12 protein-coding genes and 2 pseudogenes are annotated in these 17305 nt (G+C 50.2%); 3 read left to right on the top strand and 11 right to left on the bottom strand.

The window, feature by feature from the left end; all coding sequences use genetic code 11:
• Positions 1-157: 157 nt before the first annotated feature.
• The 5 genes from WBL83_RS05405 to ytfQ all read right to left on the bottom strand — a co-directional run bounded on the left by WBL83_RS05405 (position 158) and on the right by ytfQ (position 6874).
• A complete protein-coding gene (locus WBL83_RS05405; protein ID WP_424588183.1) occupies positions 158-2095 on the bottom strand; it encodes a phospholipase effector Tle1 domain-containing protein in 1938 nt (645 codons plus the stop codon).
• 92 nt (positions 2096-2187) lie between these two features.
• Entirely contained in the window at positions 2188-3183 is a 996-nt protein-coding gene (gene yjfF, locus WBL83_RS05400; RefSeq protein WP_424588182.1) for a galactofuranose ABC transporter, permease protein YjfF, read from the bottom strand.
• Complete coding sequence (gene ytfT, locus WBL83_RS05395; RefSeq protein WP_424588181.1) at positions 3170-4201, bottom strand: galactofuranose ABC transporter, ATP-binding protein YtfT; 1032 nt, start codon at positions 4199-4201, stop codon at positions 3170-3172. Before ytfT ends, yjfF begins: the two co-directional genes overlap by 14 nt.
• A gap of 10 nt (positions 4202-4211) precedes the next feature.
• Positions 4212-5714 (bottom strand): galactofuranose ABC transporter, ATP-binding protein YtfR, encoded by a 1503-nt coding sequence (ytfR, locus tag WBL83_RS05390; RefSeq protein WP_424588180.1) that lies wholly within the window; start codon positions 5712-5714, stop codon positions 4212-4214.
• Between the two features lie 203 nt (positions 5715-5917).
• On the bottom strand, positions 5918-6874 hold the full coding sequence (gene ytfQ, locus WBL83_RS05385; protein WP_034461239.1) for a galactofuranose ABC transporter, galactofuranose-binding protein YtfQ: 957 nt from the start codon (positions 6872-6874) through the stop codon (positions 5918-5920).
• A 294-nt stretch (positions 6875-7168) separates the two neighbouring features.
• On the opposite strand from ytfQ, the gene ppa reads away from it, so the two are divergent.
• Positions 7169-7696, top strand: a complete 528-nt coding sequence (ppa, locus tag WBL83_RS05380) for an inorganic diphosphatase (protein WP_110510886.1) — start codon at positions 7169-7171, stop codon at positions 7694-7696.
• Between the two features lie 103 nt (positions 7697-7799).
• On the opposite strand, the gene WBL83_RS05375 is transcribed toward ppa, so the two are convergent.
• Genes WBL83_RS05375 through tamA form a run of 3 tightly spaced genes read right to left on the bottom strand, consistent with a single transcriptional unit; the run spans position 7800 to position 13654 of the window.
• The gene (locus tag WBL83_RS05375) at positions 7800-8144 is read right to left on the bottom strand and encodes a gamma-glutamylcyclotransferase family protein (RefSeq protein ID WP_424588179.1); all 345 of its coding nucleotides are present in this window, start codon (positions 8142-8144) and stop codon (positions 7800-7802) included.
• 3 nt (positions 8145-8147) lie between these two features.
• Positions 8148-11924: an autotransporter assembly complex protein TamB gene (tamB, locus tag WBL83_RS05370; protein ID WP_424588178.1), complete on the bottom strand. Its 3777-nt coding sequence runs from the start codon at positions 11922-11924 to the stop codon at positions 8148-8150.
• Entirely contained in the window at positions 11921-13654 is a 1734-nt protein-coding gene (gene tamA, locus WBL83_RS05365) for an autotransporter assembly complex protein TamA (protein WP_424588177.1), read from the bottom strand. Before tamA ends, tamB begins: the two co-directional genes overlap by 4 nt.
• Before the next feature lie 226 nt (positions 13655-13880).
• Between tamA and msrA the strand changes: the two genes are divergently transcribed.
• Together msrA and WBL83_RS05355 are read left to right on the top strand one after the other, a co-directional pair.
• Entirely contained in the window at positions 13881-14519 is a 639-nt protein-coding gene (gene msrA, locus WBL83_RS05360) for a peptide-methionine (S)-S-oxide reductase MsrA (protein ID WP_424588176.1), read from the top strand.
• A 53-nt stretch (positions 14520-14572) separates the two neighbouring features.
• Positions 14573-14686: pseudogene (locus tag WBL83_RS05355) on the top strand (heavy metal-responsive transcriptional regulator); the annotation flags it as partial.
• Between the two features lie 79 nt (positions 14687-14765).
• Here the strand turns inward: WBL83_RS05355 and WBL83_RS05350 are convergent.
• The 3 genes and pseudogenes from WBL83_RS05350 to WBL83_RS05340 all read right to left on the bottom strand — a co-directional run.
• Positions 14766-15299, bottom strand: coding sequence for a hypothetical protein (locus WBL83_RS05350; RefSeq protein WP_424588175.1), 534 nt, complete (start codon positions 15297-15299; stop codon positions 14766-14768).
• Between the two features lie 13 nt (positions 15300-15312).
• A complete protein-coding gene (locus tag WBL83_RS05345) occupies positions 15313-16944 on the bottom strand; it encodes a LysM peptidoglycan-binding domain-containing protein (RefSeq protein WP_424588174.1) in 1632 nt (543 codons plus the stop codon).
• Positions 16941-17305, bottom strand: a pseudogene (locus WBL83_RS05340) (type VI secretion system tip protein VgrG); the annotation flags it as partial. The gene WBL83_RS05345 and the pseudogene WBL83_RS05340, both read right to left, overlap by 4 nt.

The raw sequence follows: 17305 nt of genomic DNA, 5'->3' as shown, positions 1-17305 counted from the left end.
AGCGGGCAACGCTTTGGGTGTGAAAAATGCGAACTCCCATTGTTCATAAGGCAACGTCCAGTCACCCTTCGCGACCAGAGCCTTACAGCAGTCTGGCGATTTTTTTTCTGCCTGGCAGCCCACCAGTGCCAGTAATAATGACAGGGCTAATATTCTGTTAACTCTCATACTTTTTACCATCCATGTTGTATACCGTACGCCGCCACTCTTCGTCCGGGCGGTCAGTGAAAACAATTTCAGCAATTGATGTGCCACCGCTAATTTTTCCTTGATCATCCATTTCGACAGCGTTCCACTTCGCTGAACAGTGAATATAATCTTTCGCAATCAGGTCTATTTCATCGGTTGTAAAACCGGACATGGTTTTTCCTGTGCGGGTACGTTTTCCGAGGGTAATTGCCTTATTACAGTAGGGGAGAAGTTCAGAAGGCAGTTTCATACCTGGATTTTTTGGGTCAATTGGGTCAAACAAAACCCCCGCTTCCTGCGCTGCATCCAGCATGACTCGCAACACAACCTTCGACCAATCGTTCTTCACTATACGTTCGCGCATAACCAGTGCTGCGAAGCTGCGCTTTTGAAAATTACCGTAGCGATCCTGCGGCATTTTGTCGTCATACCAGGTTTCGCCTGTAACATTATTGGTACGCACAATAGGTGCAATGCCCGCCGCGGTTTCAAGAAGTTGCCTCTGGGCCAATGCCTGTCGGTAAACCCGTGTTTTCTGGCCGGGTTGCTTCAGCAGCACGGTTTCGGCTTCAGGCCGGGTCAAATAGATATTTTCCCGCTCAAGGGGCAAATACCCTCCACCAATATCAGAATGCGCACCAGGTAAAGCCAGTTCGGGCCAGGCTGGCTGAACACTGTTCAGGGCAAAGTTATAGCGGTTCTCATGCAGAGCGGTGATATGGAAGACTTTTTCTGCAACGCCCGGGCGCAGCACAATATTCACCTCACCCGTATCGGCGTTATGGGGGTTAAGGCCGTTTGTGGGCGTACCGATAGCTGCAACCGTGTCGAAAATACCGATAAAGCGAATTTTCCCCGACGGAGCACCTCGATATTCTATTTCGCCCATTCCCTGTCGGATGGAGGCAATAACAGCATTGTCTTCTGATTGGATGCGGTTCGCGAAATGGCGGGCTGCCGCCGCCCCACGGCTAAAGCCAAAAATATCGAACTGGAGGGATTTGATGACCAACAAAGCACCATTTAAATTTTGCTTAATCTCCAGTGAGGCTTGCTGTATTTCTTTTCCAAGAAGAGATACTGCCTTATCTGTTTTGGCAATTACTCCTGTATCCGAGGTGCCCAATCCTTTACCTATCTTACTGTCAGGCTTCCCTGCTTCAGTACCAATACCTTCGATATAGATAGATTGTTGAGCTGATCCGTTATCAATGGGGAGATCGGTTTTATACAACGTATTTAACCAGTGAATATTGGTGTGATACGAAATGTAGCTACCAGAACCAATACCAGAAACCCCCATACTTCTTTCTGCACTTTGGGTCAGAATGCTCAGCGCATCGGCACTGTTAAGGTTGAAGTGCTCTCCGGAGCAAGCCTTCAACATGTTCTCCACATTGATTGAGTTATTACCCGTGCCATCAAAGAACACGCCAATTGTCAGGATAATTTCTTGTTTCTTTTTATGGGTTGGGGGAGATTGCCCAGCGACTTTATCTTCGCTTGCGGGTTGAGGCTCTTGCTGTTCCGGTTTTTTATGACGTTTAGCTGACTGAGCGTACTGTTCAACTTCGTCATCTCCGGCAAGATTTTCACCGAGGAAGCCATCAGTATCCTGGAGGGTTACAGCTCGCTTTTCGTAACCATTTTCGATAGAGGGAATAAATGTTGCCCGGCAAGGGCAGGAGCTAACACTATGTAAAGTTCCCGCCAGTAACTGCCCGCCATTACGTCTCTTAGGTAACCCTCCGACAATTTCGAATTTGCCAGGAAATTTACCGCAGGTCACAATATCACCGGCTCGCGCGGCACCTATTCCATGAAAATGTAATGTCGCGCTGCCTGTGCAGATTTCCCCCCCGCACGTGGTTTTATCCCCAATATGAAGAAAATATCCTTTTGCCATGCTAAATCCATTTAATTTATGTGGTTAATAGAGCGTTTATATTAACCACACATCTCACTTAACTTAAATCATCGATTCAGGACATTTTATGGTCATGTGTTCGTCACCTTAATGCGTTTCACAGGCGAGCTTTGACGGTTTTCCCACAACACGGTCAGGCCACGTTGTAGGGCAATGAAAATAAACAGCAAAATGCCGATGGCGATTTTCGTCCACCATGAACTCAGCGTGCCGTCAAAGTTAATATAGGTCTGAATCAGCCCCTGAATCGCCACCCCAAACAGCGTGCCGAGAACGGTTCCCACTCCCCCGCTTAACAATGTGCCGCCGATAACCACCGAGGCAATCGCATCCAGCTCCACACCCATCCCCGCCAGCGCGTAACCGGCTGAGGTGTAAAGTGAAAACACGATGCCTGCCAGAGTCGCAAGACCGGTTGAGAGCATATAAATGCGCACTGTCGTGCTGCGCGTTGAGATCCCCATTAAGTTGGCCGACGTGGCATTGCCGCCAATCGCATACACCTGATTGCCAAACCGCGTGCGGTGTGCGAGGAAAATGCCAATCACTACCACGGCTAACATCAGCAAGCCCATGACGCTCAACCGTCCGCCGCCAGGGATACGCCAGGCGAGGTTGGAAAGGGTGTCATAAATCGGATGATCAATGGGAATCGACTCTTCCGACACCAGGTAACTGACCCCGCGCAGGAAGAACATGCCCGCAAGCGTAATGATAAAGGCCGGGATTTTCAGCCCGTCAATCAGCAGCCCCATAAATGCGCCAAATGCACAGCCCATCACCAGCACCAGCGGAAACGCGACTAATGGCGATAATCCCCAGAAGCCAATCGCTTTCGCAAGGAACACGCCGGTAAAGGCGATTACCGAACCAACCGAAAGATCGATACCGCCAGACAAAATCACAAACGTCATTCCGACGGCTATAATCCCCAGAAAAGCGTTGTCAGTCAGAATGTTGCAAATCACACGTGTAGACGCAAAACCCGGGAATTGCGTCAGGCAATACAGATACCCCAGCACAAACACCGCCAGGGTAATCATCAGCGGCAAGTTACGTTTGATCATGGCGACGGAGTCCTTTGAGCAGAGCAATAAATCGCGGTGACTGAACAATCAGCACGCACATCACCACCACCGCTTTCACCACCTGGTTAAGCTCAGGCGGGAAACCAGAAAGCAGAATACCGGTGTTCATCCCCTGGATAATCAGCGCGCCAATCACGGATAGCGCGATGTTAAAACGCCCGCCCATTAGTGAGCCGCCTCCGATTACCACCGCAAGGATGGCGTCCAGCTCAAGCCATAGCCCGGCGTTGTTGGCGTCGGCACCACGAATATCGGCGGTAACAATAATCCCGGCAATTGCCGCGCACAGGCCGCTTAATACATAAGTCAGCATCACCACCAGACGCGTACTCACGCCGGCATTTTTAGCCGCGCGAATGTTAATCCCGACCGATTCGATGAACAGTCCCAGTGCGGTTTTACGGGTGAACAACCAGAAGATCAGAAGCGTTGCCAGCACGATCATCACCGGCGTTGGGAAGAAGAACAGCGAACCGCTGCCGAGATAAGAAAGGTTTGGCGAGTTGAACGTGACGATCTGGCCTGCGGTAATCAGCTGCGCCACCCCGCGCCCGGCAACCATCAGGATCAACGTGGCGACAAACGGCTGAATCTTGAGGATCGCCACCAGAATTCCATTCCACAGCCCCGCCAGAATCCCGACGCCCAGCGCGGAAAGGATAACCACTGTCAGGCTGTAGCCATCAACGGTCAGCGTTGCCGCCGTCGCACCCGCAATCGCCATCACCGCACCAACGGAAAGATCGATACCGCCTGTGGCAATCACAAGCGTCATCCCGATGGCCAATAATGCGACCGGCGCCGCACGGTTAAGAATGTCTATCGGGCTGCCGAATAGCCGCCCGTTTTGTACCACGATATCGAAGAAATGGTTGGCAACCAGACTATCAACCAGCAATACCAGCACCAGCGCCACCAGTTGCGGAACCCCTGGCGGCCAACGGAAGCGGTATTTTGGCTTTTCGACTTCGGCCTGCGGCAATGAACGAGGCATCACGTTTTACTCCTTATGCCGCAATGGCATTCATAATTGCCGATACAGAAAGCTCAGCCAGTGGGATCTCCGCCACTTGCTGCCTGTCGCGCATGATGATCACGCGATCCGCATAACCCACCAGTTCTTCAAGTTCAGAGGAAATAACCAGTAGCGCCAGGCCATCGGCACACAGCGTTTCGATCAAGCGGATAATTTCGGCGTGTGCGCCAACGTCGATCCCACGCGTAGGTTCATCGAGGATCAGGAATTGCGGTTTGGTTAGCAGCCAGCGCGAGAGCAGAACTTTTTGCTGATTGCCGCCAGAGAGAAATTCAATTGGCTGATCGGGGCCTGGCGTGCGGATCCCAAGCTGGCGGATAAACCGTTCAGCAATCTGGTATTGCTCACGTTTGGGGATCGGCCGTAACCAGCCGCGCTGCGCCTGCAAGGCGAGGATGATATTTTCACGCACCGAGGCGGCGGCAATTATCCCATCGGTTTTGCGATCTTCAGGGCAAAAACCAATTCCCAGCGACGAGGCTTTATGCGGCGATCGCAGCGATTGTTGTTTGCCTTTGATCCACGCATTGCCGCTGTCTGCGGGTTTGATCCCAAAAATAACTTCGGCGGTTTCGGTGCGCCCGGAGCCTAGCAACCCTGCAAGACCGACGATCTCGCCTGGACGCACTTCCAGATCGAAAGGATTGATCACCCCTTTCTTACCGAAATCTTTAAATGCGGCAACCGGTTTGTCACTCAATAATGTGCGGCCTGCGCGGTTTAGCGCATTACTTTCCAGCTCACGCCCCAGCATCATTTTGACCAGTTCGATCTGTGGCAGCTCGGCGGTTTCCCGCGTGCCAACAAACGCGCCGTTACGCAGAACCGTGATCCTGTCCGTGACTTCATAAACTTGATCGAGGAAGTGGGTGACAAAGATCAGGCTCACGCCCTGATCGCGCAGTTGGCGCATCAGGGTAAAGAGCATTTCGACCTCTTTGGTGTCGAGGCTGGCGGTCGGTTCATCGAGGATCAGCACTTTTGCCGACAGATCAATCGCCCGGCAAATCGCTACGATTTGCTGCATCGCCACAGAATAGCGGTTCAGTGGTTCGGCGACATCCAGCGAAAACCCGTAGGATTCCATCAGCCGGGTGGCGCGCCTTTCCATCTCTTTGCGTTGTAAAAAACCAAAGCGACGTGGCTCCCGTCCAATAAACAGATTGTCTGCCACCGACATATTCGGCAACAGGTTCACTTCCTGATACACCGTGCCAATGCCAAGCTGTTGGGCGTGGGCGGTGTTTTTCGGTGAAATCAGTTCACCTTCAAGATAAATATTGCCGCTATCACGTTGATAAACACCGGTCAGTGCTTTGATAAGCGTTGATTTTCCCGCGCCATTTTCACCCAACAACGCCATGATTTCGCCACGTTTAAGGCTGAAGTCGACTTTGTCGAGCGCTTTGACCCCTGGGAAATGTTTCGATAAGCCTTCCGTGCGCAGAATTTCCTGGTTGTTATGTATGTCCATTAACGCACTCCCGCCAACGTACAACTGTAGGATGGATAAGCAGCAGCGCCATCGACGTGGTCTGCACCTTGATGGTTGATGACGCTACGCTTATCCATCCTACATATCTAAACCGTTTCGGCGGATGACGCTGCGCTTATCCGCCCTACATATCTGAACCATAACGGCGGATGAATCCGCTCTATGAAAGAAAATTCTCTATGTTAGTAACCCATCGATTTCTTCTTCTCGAGCTCTTCTTTCGCGGTGTCCGGGAGGTACAGGGTCGACTTCGTAATCGTCACTTTTTCTGGCATGGTGCCGTCTTTCTTGAATTTCTCGAGTGCGTCAAACGCCGGGCCTGCCATGTTTGGTGTCAGTTCAACGCTTGCGTTCGCTTCACCATCGATCATGGCTTTGTAGATGTCCGGCACGCCGTCGATAGAACCGGTCAGAATGTCTTTACCTGGTTTCAGGCCCGCTTCTTTGATGGCCTGAATCGCACCAATCACCATGTCATCGTTATGGGCGTAAACCATGCAGATGTTTTTGCCGTTGTTCTCAGCTTTGATAAAGCTTTCCATGACTTCTTTACCTTTACTGCGGGTGAAGTCGCCGGACTGAGAACGGATAATTTTCACGTTAGACGCTTTAGAGATGGCGTCAGCAAAACCTTTCTTACGGTCGATTGCCACGCTCGCGCCCACGGTGCCTTGCAACTCAACCACGTTACACTGCTTGCCATTCAGTTCTTTGAGCAGCCACTCACCAATCAACTGGCCTTCCAGCACGTTGTTGGCTGTCACCACCGTCATATACAGCGATTTGTCTTTTACATCGATATTACGGTCCAGCAGGAATACCGGGATTTTGGCCTCTTTTGCTTCTTGTAATACAGGCTCCCAACCCGTGGCGACGATTGGCGCGATGAAGATTGCGTCAACGCCCTGAGCGATAAACGAACGAACTGCTTTAATCTGGTTTTCTTGTTTTTGTTGACCGTCAGCGATTTTCAGCGTGATGCCACGTTTCTGAGCTTCGCTCTTCGCAACCGACGTTTCTGCCGCACGCCAACCGGATTCAGATCCTACCTGCGAAAATCCGACCGTTAACGGAGCAGCTATCGCCATAGACGACATAGCTGCGGAGACAGCAGAGACCAAAAGTAAGCGCTTCCACATAGGTACATCCTCGTAGGGTTATTGTTGGTTAATACCTGACCTTCGAGAAAACTATAGACGACATAGTGGCTAACAGAATGAGTTACATCACAATTCAAACAAGTCACCTACATGCTTGTAACCGCTTACAAAAATTTATAAAGGATACGGCTATGTTTATGGATTTTCGCGTTGTCGGAAGGTTCTGGAAAGGGATGGCGGGCAAATATCGGTGCAAAAAGAGCAAAAGACATTTAGGTGCAGTTAGCTATAATACTGGGCACTTGAATGACACCAGTTTAAAGGAAAAAAGACATGAGCTTACTCAACGTCCCTGCGGGTAAAGATCTGCCAGAAGACATCTACGTTGTTATCGAAATCCCAGCAAACGCTGACCCTATCAAATATGAAATTGATAAAGACACCGGCGCGCTGTTCGTTGACCGTTTCATGTCTACCGCAATGTTCTATCCGTGCAACTACGGTTACATCAACCACACCCTGTCTTTAGATGGTGATCCGGTTGACGTTCTGGTCCCAACTCCGTACCCACTGCAACCAGGTTCTGTTATCCGTTGCCGTCCAGTTGGCGTGCTGAAAATGACTGACGAAGCTGGCGAAGACGCTAAGCTGGTTGCGGTTCCGCACACCAAACTGAGCAAAGAATACGATCACATTAAAGATGTGAACGACCTGCCAGAACTGCTGAAAGCGCAGATCTCCCACTTCTTCGAGCAGTACAAAGCTCTCGAGAAAGGCAAATGGGTTAAAGTTGAAGGTTGGGACAATGCTGAAGCCGCTAAAGCGGAAATCATTGCTTCCTTCGAGCGTGCTAAAAAGTAATTCTTACGTCGCTCAATGTATGTGAAAACACCGCCAACTGGCGGTGTTTTTTTTGGCTTTGCAAAAGTGACGGCCACTCGAATGAGTGGCCGTTGGAAGCATTTTAGTACTGGTCTTTGTCCAGCCAGTTACCGCTTTCAATGCGGGTTAACCCATCGACTGGCCGTTGGTAGACGTACATCCACGCACTGCCATAGGGGGTCCGAATCAGTTGGCGTTTATATTCGCCACCTTTGGTGCGCAAAGCATCCAATTCAGAAAGAGTAGAAGCATCAATGCGATACACTTCACCCAACACCGATCCCTCACCCGGTACGACTCCCGGATAATGGCCGAGGCTGTATAAAGCGTAATTTTCGACATGATGCTCCCCAAGCCACTGGGCGTTGGTCATCCAGTGACTATTACCTTGCTTGCGTCGTAAACTGCCGTAAACAAAAATTCGCATAGCTTAAAACTCAAACTGATAAAGCAGATCAAGTGCCTGGTCGATTCCAGACACCGCTTCCAGGTACAGCTTAGGCATCAGGCGATAGCGCAGTGTTAGTGTCGCCAACGAGTCAAAAATACCCACGCCATATTTTACCTGGAGACCTGGCAGTACATAGCCACTGACCACCACTTGTGAGGAATCCCCCACCCCAGCGGTGTCCAGCGCCAGGTTGCTTACGCCAAACGTCTCGCCGATTTTACCCACAACCTGACCACTTTGTGCAACCCCCAAGCCAACAAGCATTGACGTCATGGCGTTACCTTCGTCGCCAGAAGTGTCTAAACCTTGCCCGCGAAGCAGGTAGGACAAGGCTTCTTGCTGTGGCATAGCCGGATCAGAAAATATTTCAGCTTTTGGCTCATCGGCCGTTCCTGTGACACGAACACCGGCAATGACGTCATCTTCCGTCGCTTCCGGATTACGAATGGCCTCGATATTCAGCAACGGTTGATCCGGCGGCCCCGAGAACAGCAGTATGCCTTTTCGCACGATCAAATCCTGTCCGTAAGCGTGGAAGCGCCCTTCCGGAATGTTGATCTGCCCGTTCAGACCCAGGCCCTGCTTATCCTGCACCATCTTCAAATCACCGTTCAAACGCGCTTTCAAACCAAAGGCACTCAGACGCACGTTATCGCCGACGTGGATAATCAGATTACTGTTGATCGGGATGCCCGCGGTTTGCGGTTTTATCGGCTTAAGATTTTTATCCAGCATCACTTCGTCACTGGAAACGCCGACTGAGCTTTCCGGCACGTCATGTACCACGATACGCGCCCACGGAATATCAACGCGGCCATCCAGTGTGAACAGACTTGGCGTCGCGACAAACTCAACGTCTGGCGAAACGTCGAGGCGTACCATCGGCGGCACTGTGATGCGTACCTTATTGCCTTTCGCCGCCACACGGGCCCGCCAGTTGTCGATTTGCGTCCAGTCTGCGTCACCACTCAGCGCAATATCCCCCTGTTTAGTGCGCACCGTGCCGGCAAGCGTTGAGTTCATCCCATTAAAATTCATCGCAATCTGGCTTGGCTGCATATCAAACGGCATAAAGTTACCGTCGATATCCATGCCATTGAGCTGCAATTGCCCGAACAGTTGTGGACGCTCGGCGTTACCCGCCAGTCGTAAGTTGGCGTTAAGTTTCCCGGCAGCTTTTTCCCCGCGCGAGAAAATCGAGTTGGCGATAGCCAAATCAAAGTTACGCATATTCACATTACCGGCGAGATTACGGCGGTTCTGCGGATCGCTAATTTGCACCTGGCCGTCGAACTGGCCGTTTTGCGCAACACGGATCAACCAGCCCAGTTTCGCCTGGTTGTTTTTGAGTTCCGCATTCAAATTAAGCGTGTCGAACGCCACCAGCAGTGGGCTGTCATTGACCACTTGCGTGACTTTAACGCCGTTGCCCGTGAGCGTGACGGAACCCTGAGGCAAGCCTTCAGATTCCGCATCCCAGCTGACATCTGCCCGGCCGCTGAAGGTGCCGACAGCCTGCGTATCCGCTGGCATAAACGGTTTGAGCATCGCGAGATCAAAGCGATTGAGATTGACCACCGCACGCCCTTTCGCGCCGGCATCAATCGGCTGTGGCACGCAAAGTTCGGCATTCGGGTTAGTCCAGCAATGCACGCCAATATTGATCTTCTGCTCTTTGTTGCGGTAATCGAGCGCAAGTGTCCGATTGAGCGACCACGGCCCGACAGGTGTCTCGAAACGAGTATTACTGAGGGTGCCGCGCCAGCGCTCTTCCGCACGAGAGAAGCTGCCGGAGAGATCGAGTTGCCCGGAGACCGGCTCGCCCTGGATGCGCAATTGTAACTGATGCTGCTTTTCAGAGCCTTTTGCCACAAGGGTCGCCAGGTTGATATTCACCCCTGGCTGGGCAATGCCTTCGACGCGCAGATCCAGATCCCCGGCGATTTGATCGGTGGATTTCACATCCCCTTTCAACAACACGCGTGCAATAGACAGCTCTTGCCAGCGCAAATTGTTAGCCGTGACATTCGCCAGCAGTTGCGGTGCTTTCACTTCGCCACGCACTTTAATGAGGCCTTTTGCCGTACCGCCGAGGCCGGGTAACGCATTGTCGAGATTCGGGGCATCGATATGGGCATCGAGATCCAAATCCTTCGCTCCCAGCTCGCCTTTAATATCCGCGCTGTTGCGTCCCAGCTCGACATGCAAACCAGGGATTTTCCACTGCATGTAACTGTTACCGTTGAGTTTCCCGGTCACACTCACTTTGTTATTTTTGACGTTACCGGCAAGTTTCAGCTCCGAGACATCCACCTGCCAGCTGCCGCCATACAGACTGCCGCTGGTTTTCACCAGGCCGTCAAGCTTCGCAGGCCAGTCCGGGAATTGCTTCGCGGTGTTGATGTCGTCGAGTTTCAACTCGCCACGCCAGCTAATCGCTTTGCTCCAGTCGAGAACCGCTTTCAGGTCAGTGTTTCCCTGCAATGCGCTCACCCGTAGCTTGTCGAGATTTAGCTGTTGCTCGTTGCCTTTGCCGTCAAGGGTAATCACCGCTGGAGGGATTTGTTCGCCTTTCACTGAGGTGCGGAATGACAGCGCGTAGTCCGTCATTTTCCCACTGAATTTCAGTTTAAGATCGTCGGCCTGATACTCTTTTTTCCCGGTAAACGGCCAGTAAAGCTGTTTGCTGACCACTTCCAGATTGAGCGGCAAACCGGCCTCAGCCAGCTGCGTATGTGCGGTGATTTCCATGTCGACCGGGCCTGAAAGATTCATGCCGACTTTCAGCACATCCCGCAGTTCCCCGCCAATCTTCATCTTCACCTTTTCGCCTTTAATCAGATCGATATTCAGCGTGGTGTTTAAGGTGAGATCCACCGGCCATTTATCGCGCAGCTCCGCGCTACCCGTGGCATTTACCTGCCCCTGGTTAGAGTCGACATCCAGCGCGTCAAGTTTCAGAGAGCCGTCGATGCTGCTGACTTTTAACAACAGGCTGCTGACCAGCAAATCGGTATCACCGGTCAGGCGCAGTTGCGAGCCGCGAAACTCCTGAATATTCAGGTTGAGCGGCAAATGCACATCGGTCATTTCTGGCAAAACAGGGTTTTCAAACAGCTGTTTGAGCGTTTCCCCAAGCGGTAACTCTTCCGGCTGCGGGTTCTGGATCTTCGGCTCGACCACCTCTTCCTGCGCGACTTTTGCTACCTTCGGCAGTGCAATCAGCAAGCCTTCGAGATTGGTTGGCGTCACCGTCAGGTTTCGCTCTTGCCAGTTCAGGCCAGAGGTAAACTCCATCACCGAAACGGTGGTGTTATCAATCTTGATATTAACGTTGTTAAGCGCCACGCGGCTCAGAGTGATCGGATATGGCGTAGTGAGATCTAACGGGCCAGTGTCTTCTTCCTCAACCGCAGCCGACGGTGGCATTTTTTTGGTGTCGACAACCACGTCGATATCTTTGAGCGAGAGATTATTCACGCACAGGCTACTGTCGCGCAGGCAGCCGAGTTTAACCGCGAGATTAATTTCACCCGCAGTGACATTGACGCCAGGCTGCTGGTATCGCAAACCTTTGATACTCAGATTGCGCCAGCCACCGGTTACGTTTGCGATGTCCAGCCCCGGCACCCAACGATTGGCCGCATTAAATAAGACATGCAGCCCGCTCGTCGTGCCCACCAGGAAACCAACTGCGCCAATTAGCAGCACGATAAAGACCAACACCGCGAGGCTTATCTTCTTCCAACGACTCATAGTTCAGGCCCCAAACCGATGTAAAACTGTAATCCGTGCTCATCTTTGTCAGCCACCGGAACGGCCAGATCGAGCTTGATGGGCCCGACAGGTGACTGCCAGCGCACACCGAAACCTGCGCCGGTTTTAAAGTTGCTCTGTTTGAAATCGTTGACCGCTTCACCTGAGTCAACAAATACCGCGCCCCACCATTTTCCCGTGACGTTGTACTGATATTCCAGGGAACCGGTGACCATTTTTGATGCCCCCGTCAGCTCGCCTTTGTCGTTTTCCGGAGAGACAGATTTATAGGAGTAACCACGAATACTGCGGTCGCCACCGGCGAAGAAACGCAAGTCAGGTGGCACTTTGTCGAAGTCGTTTGTTTCAATCCAGCCCACGTTGCCGCGCACCACAAAACGGTGTTTTTCCTGCAACGTGCGGATCCAGACTTGCTGTGCCTGAATAACAGCAAAGTCGACATCAGACCCCCACATGGTGTCGGAAACATCAATCGAGTAGCGTTGTGAATCACCCCAGGTTGGCATCAAACCGCCGCGCGAACGGGTACGGTTGAGGCTCACACCAGGATAAAGCAGCATCGTGGTATTCGTCACGTCTGCCTGAGTAAAGTGGTCGAGGCTCCAGCGCAGGTTGATGGCATGCTGCCAGCCGCTGGATAAATCCCAATAACGGGAGACCGCGAGGGTGCTGGAGTCGGACTTGGTATCGTTCAGGTCAGTGGCTTTAAAGCCGCCCTGCACCAGATAATATTGTTCCAGCGGGTTCTTAAGCAGCGGCATTTTGTAGCTGAAATCGACAATCTGCTCGGGCGCGGAAAGGCTGATACTGCTGGTCAGGCTGTGGCCGTAGGAGTTCATCCACGGTTTTTTCCACGACGCTTTTACGCGAGGACCCACGTCGGTGGAATAACCCACACCGGTTTCAATGGTATTTTCAGTTCTCGGGGAAACGACACCCTGCAATGGCAACACTTTGGTTTTGCGCGATTTCTCGAATTCCGGCGCCACGACCACCGAATTAAACCAGCCTGTTGCTGATAAGCGGCGGTTTAACTCAGCCAAATCGCTCGACTGGTAATAATCGCCCGTCTTAAACGGCACCAGATTTTGCAGATATTCTTCACGAATTTGTGAGCCCTGGAAGGTCACCGGGCCAAAACGATAACGCTCACCGCTGTTGTAATCGATATCCCAGAACGCCTGGCGTCGCTCAAGGGAAACCCCGAGCTGGCTTTTGATGAATTCACTGTCGAAGTAGCCCTTACGCAGCGCGATTTTGGTAAGGTCTTTTTTGAAACTGTCGTAATCATGATGATTAAGAATGGTGCCGATCTTCGGGCGATCTCCCAATAACGCGATGTAATCTTTATCATCGCGCGCGCCACCACGCAGGATAACATCAGTGCCGCCAATCAGAACTGGCGGGCCGGGATCGACTTTAGCTATCAAAACCTGACGCCCTTTGGCCGGTGGTGGCCGCAGGTCGAACTCAATGGTCGGCTCATAATACCCGAGCGCTTTCAATCCGTTACGGATAGCATCATCCACGCGCGCGCGAAAACGCCGGTCTGGCGTCACTTCATCACCCTGGATTGTCGAAAGTTGCGCACGAACGTTTTTTTGTAGCTCGCCGCTTAACCCATCAACCTGTAAACGTACGTTGGCAGCTCCCGCCCACGTGCTTACCAGGCACAAACAGGCCGAGCAAATAATCCGAATTTGTGGCACGTTTTCTCCTGAATATCCTTGTTCCCACCCCTGGAAGGAAACGTTATCGCCGCCCTTAGGCTTAACAAAACCCCAACAATTGGGGTTGAAAAATGCACAATAACCCAAATAATTCTTATATGTACTGTAGTCTGATAATGCGTGGTTATTGTCTGCAATAACACGCTTCGTTACAACCGCTCGACGGTTGTTGTTAAATTTTGCCGATATCGGGAGAGCATGACTGATGAAATTATTTGAGAAAACCCATCCCGTGACCCAGTCAGAAGCGTTGCCTGGCCGCAACACCCCGATGCCTATTGCCACGTTGCATGCGGTTAACGAACACTCAATGACAAATGTACCAGATGGGATGGAAATCGCTTATTTTGCGATGGGCTGTTTCTGGGGCGTTGAGCGTGTGTTCTGGCGGGTCCCAGGGGTATACAGCACCGCCGCAGGTTACGCGGGCGGATTTACGCCCAATCCAACCTACCGTGAAGTGTGCAGTGGCATGACCGGGCACACCGAAGCCGTGCGTGTGGTTTACGACCAACAAGTGGTGAGTTACGAACAGTTGCTGCAGGTGTTCTGGGAAAATCACGATCCGGCTCAGGGCATGCGCCAGGGCGGAGACGTCGGGACGCAATATCGCTCCGGGATTTACCCACTTACGCCTGAGCAAGATAGCGCCGCGCGCGCCAGTTTCGAACGTTTCCAGGAGGCGATGGCTCGCGCCGGAGATGACCGCAAGGTAACTACGGAAATCGCCAATGCGGGTCCGTTCTATTATGCCGAAGACGACCACCAGCAATATCTGCATAAAAATCCATATGGCTATTGCGGCATTGGTGGCATTGGCGTGTGTCTGCCTCCACAGGCTTGAATCACAGGTCGGATGAGCGGCAGCGACATCCGACAAAATCGGCAGGAAACATTAACATAAGTGAGCTTCAGGCGATGCGCCAACAATGGCTGGCGCTTGCTGAATCCTGTCCGGGTGACGACCGCGCAGATTGCCCAATTCTTTCGGGGTACTGTCATAAACAGTAGACGCTCGTAGGCGGTGTAGGGCAATTATCCATTGGTGATTGTTGCTCTCACCTATCTGATATCAACCTGGCATAAAGATTTATTTACCAACGTCACTACTTGAAATAGAGTTTTTATCTTGAGTAACACGTTCGACATGCCCATTGGCATATTTAAATCGTAGTTCATCATCAATGACGATGATCGCATTCGCTTTTCCCCATGAAACCCAGGTAATGTTAGACTCTCCGAACTCAGAGAAAAAACTATTGGAAATTACTGGTTTTCCACTTGTTAGGTCAAGAACCACATTAACACCACAGCGTGATGCTTGTTTATCTGGGAAGCAAGGGTCCTCTGACACATATGAAAGAGTGGCTTTAGTTATTAAATACTTCTTGTTTTTAAATATTCCATCATCATTACTTGCAACCATATAACTCGTTTTTGCCTTATATATTTCCTTACCATTAAGGAATATGTATGAGTATTCATCCCCTGAGTTAACCATTTCTACTTGATTGAGTAGGCCAAGAGTGGTGTTCTTACATAGTGTTGCATTGGGATTACATTCAGCAAAGCTGATAATCGGATACAAAAAAAACATTGCTATGATTAATAAATAATTTTTCATGGCGACTCTGTATTTATATTGAGTTTAACACTTCTAAAAGTGAAGCATCTTTAAGCTTTGGCGGGTTTGTTAACTCTGGACAGAAGTATTTTTCAACTTTGATATTGTTGTTTATATACTCCGTTAGCCATGTTCTGTGCGCCTGGATGTAACTACCCTGCTTAATGAATTTTTCTACAGCTGACCTCACCCCAACTTGAGCTTTTAATAAATGACTAGCCCTGCTTTCTGGTATCTCATTTTTTATAAATAGTTTTGCATCGCCTAATCCCAGGTGATGCGTAAGATAGATTAATTTTGCTTTCTCTGCATCATTGAGTCCATCAATGTTATAGCCTGCATTTTGAAGTGAGGCTAAATTCGCCACTCCATAATCAACCGCTGCCATAATCGCATACTCAGGCTTGAATCTGAGATCTAGCCATTTTTGTACAGCATGTGTTGCATAACGTGGATAGGGCGTCACGCCGGTTATAAACCTTTGTCTCCTTAGTTCCTTTAAATTCCTCCATTCATCTGGAAATATTTCAAACTTCTTCTCATATTTAACTTCACCTTTCTTATTTCTTACTTCCAGCCCGTTTATATCTAATACTGGTTTATCCGCAATGAGTCCCTCCTGTGTTGCTTTTTCATACAAGTAAGTTCCATTCCTAAAGGTTTCAGCCATCCATGAACCGTTTAAAAACTGAGTCATTCCTGCCGCAGAACTCTTGTAACTGGTTATATTTGTCCTTGGGTTAGTTCCTGATCTACAAACAGAGGTGGGTTTCCATACTCCACCTGCATACTTTGCTGCTTCGGCACTGATCACCGCTGCTATGCATTGAGGAATAATGCCGCTCCGTTCAGATGCCGCAATAATTTGATTCCAGTAAATAACATTCTTTCTTAACGTCAGGTCATAAGCGTTTGGACAGACATGGCTGATATGAATTCTGGGACCACCCTGCGAATCGCGCCCAACCTCGACATTATTGATATCACCATTTTTATTTTCGACATTACCTGAAGGCCCTGTTAAAGCAATGCTCTTACCCTTCACCCGGACTTTAGGGCTTGACAGAATGATATTCACCTTTCCAGATAACGGTGTGAAACTGGCTACCTCTTTTATCTTCCCTGCAGCACTGGAAACAAATATTTTCAACTCAGCTTCAGCTTTCGTGGTGAAATTTTCTATTTGACCCATCCCATCTGTTATGGATTCATACACATCACCCAGCGCTGACACAACCTTAACTTTAATTCCTGAAATAGGTTTCTCAATGAGATCTTCAAATGAAAATGATACAGTACATTGATCGTCGCTTTGCTCATCCTCTGCATCTGGATAAGAATAATGTTCAATCGGTATCTTGATTATTTGTCCGGGATAAATTAATGACGGGTTTGTTATCCCGTTATATGAAACCAGTTCTTCTGTTGAACAGAAATGTTCTTTAGCAATTTTTCCAAGAGTATCTCCTTTACGAACGATCACGCTTTCTTCTTCAGGGGATAATGACCATATTTCGTCAAGGGGAACGGGTTTACTTTTCTGATCTATATCGCATTTCCAATCAGCGGACCATCCGAGTAAACCATCATATTGTTTCGGTTTATCATGTGCTTTATCAAAAATTGGAGTTAATTGAGAAGTCATTCCATATCCCCTTCAAAAAATGCATTAAATATAAGTTCTTTACTCTGAATACCATCCATTCCTTTCAATGAAGCAAGCATATGATTCAGGCTTGGTTCATCCTTTTCTCCTGAGTCATTCCCGCAGCAGGAATCATCATAACTCCCGTCCTCATCCTCCGGAGGCTCATCTGCTGAATCATCCTCATCACTCAGACGGCTCAATACCGCTGCCTGCAACGTCTTAACCGGTGTCCCCGGACTGCCGCCGCCGTTGAGATTGATTTTCAGGCCGGTGATATCCACGCCGCCGGGATGAATGACGATGAATGAGCCGCCCATTTTCAGCGTGATTTTGCTTTCACTCTGCAGCACGATATCGC

Origin of the sequence: Buttiauxella sp., from assembly GCF_049686335.1 — a bacterium.
Taxonomy (GTDB): domain Bacteria; phylum Pseudomonadota; class Gammaproteobacteria; order Enterobacterales; family Enterobacteriaceae; genus Buttiauxella.
Note: the sequence above shows the minus strand (reverse complement) of the source record. Positions and strands in the feature narration are given on the sequence as shown.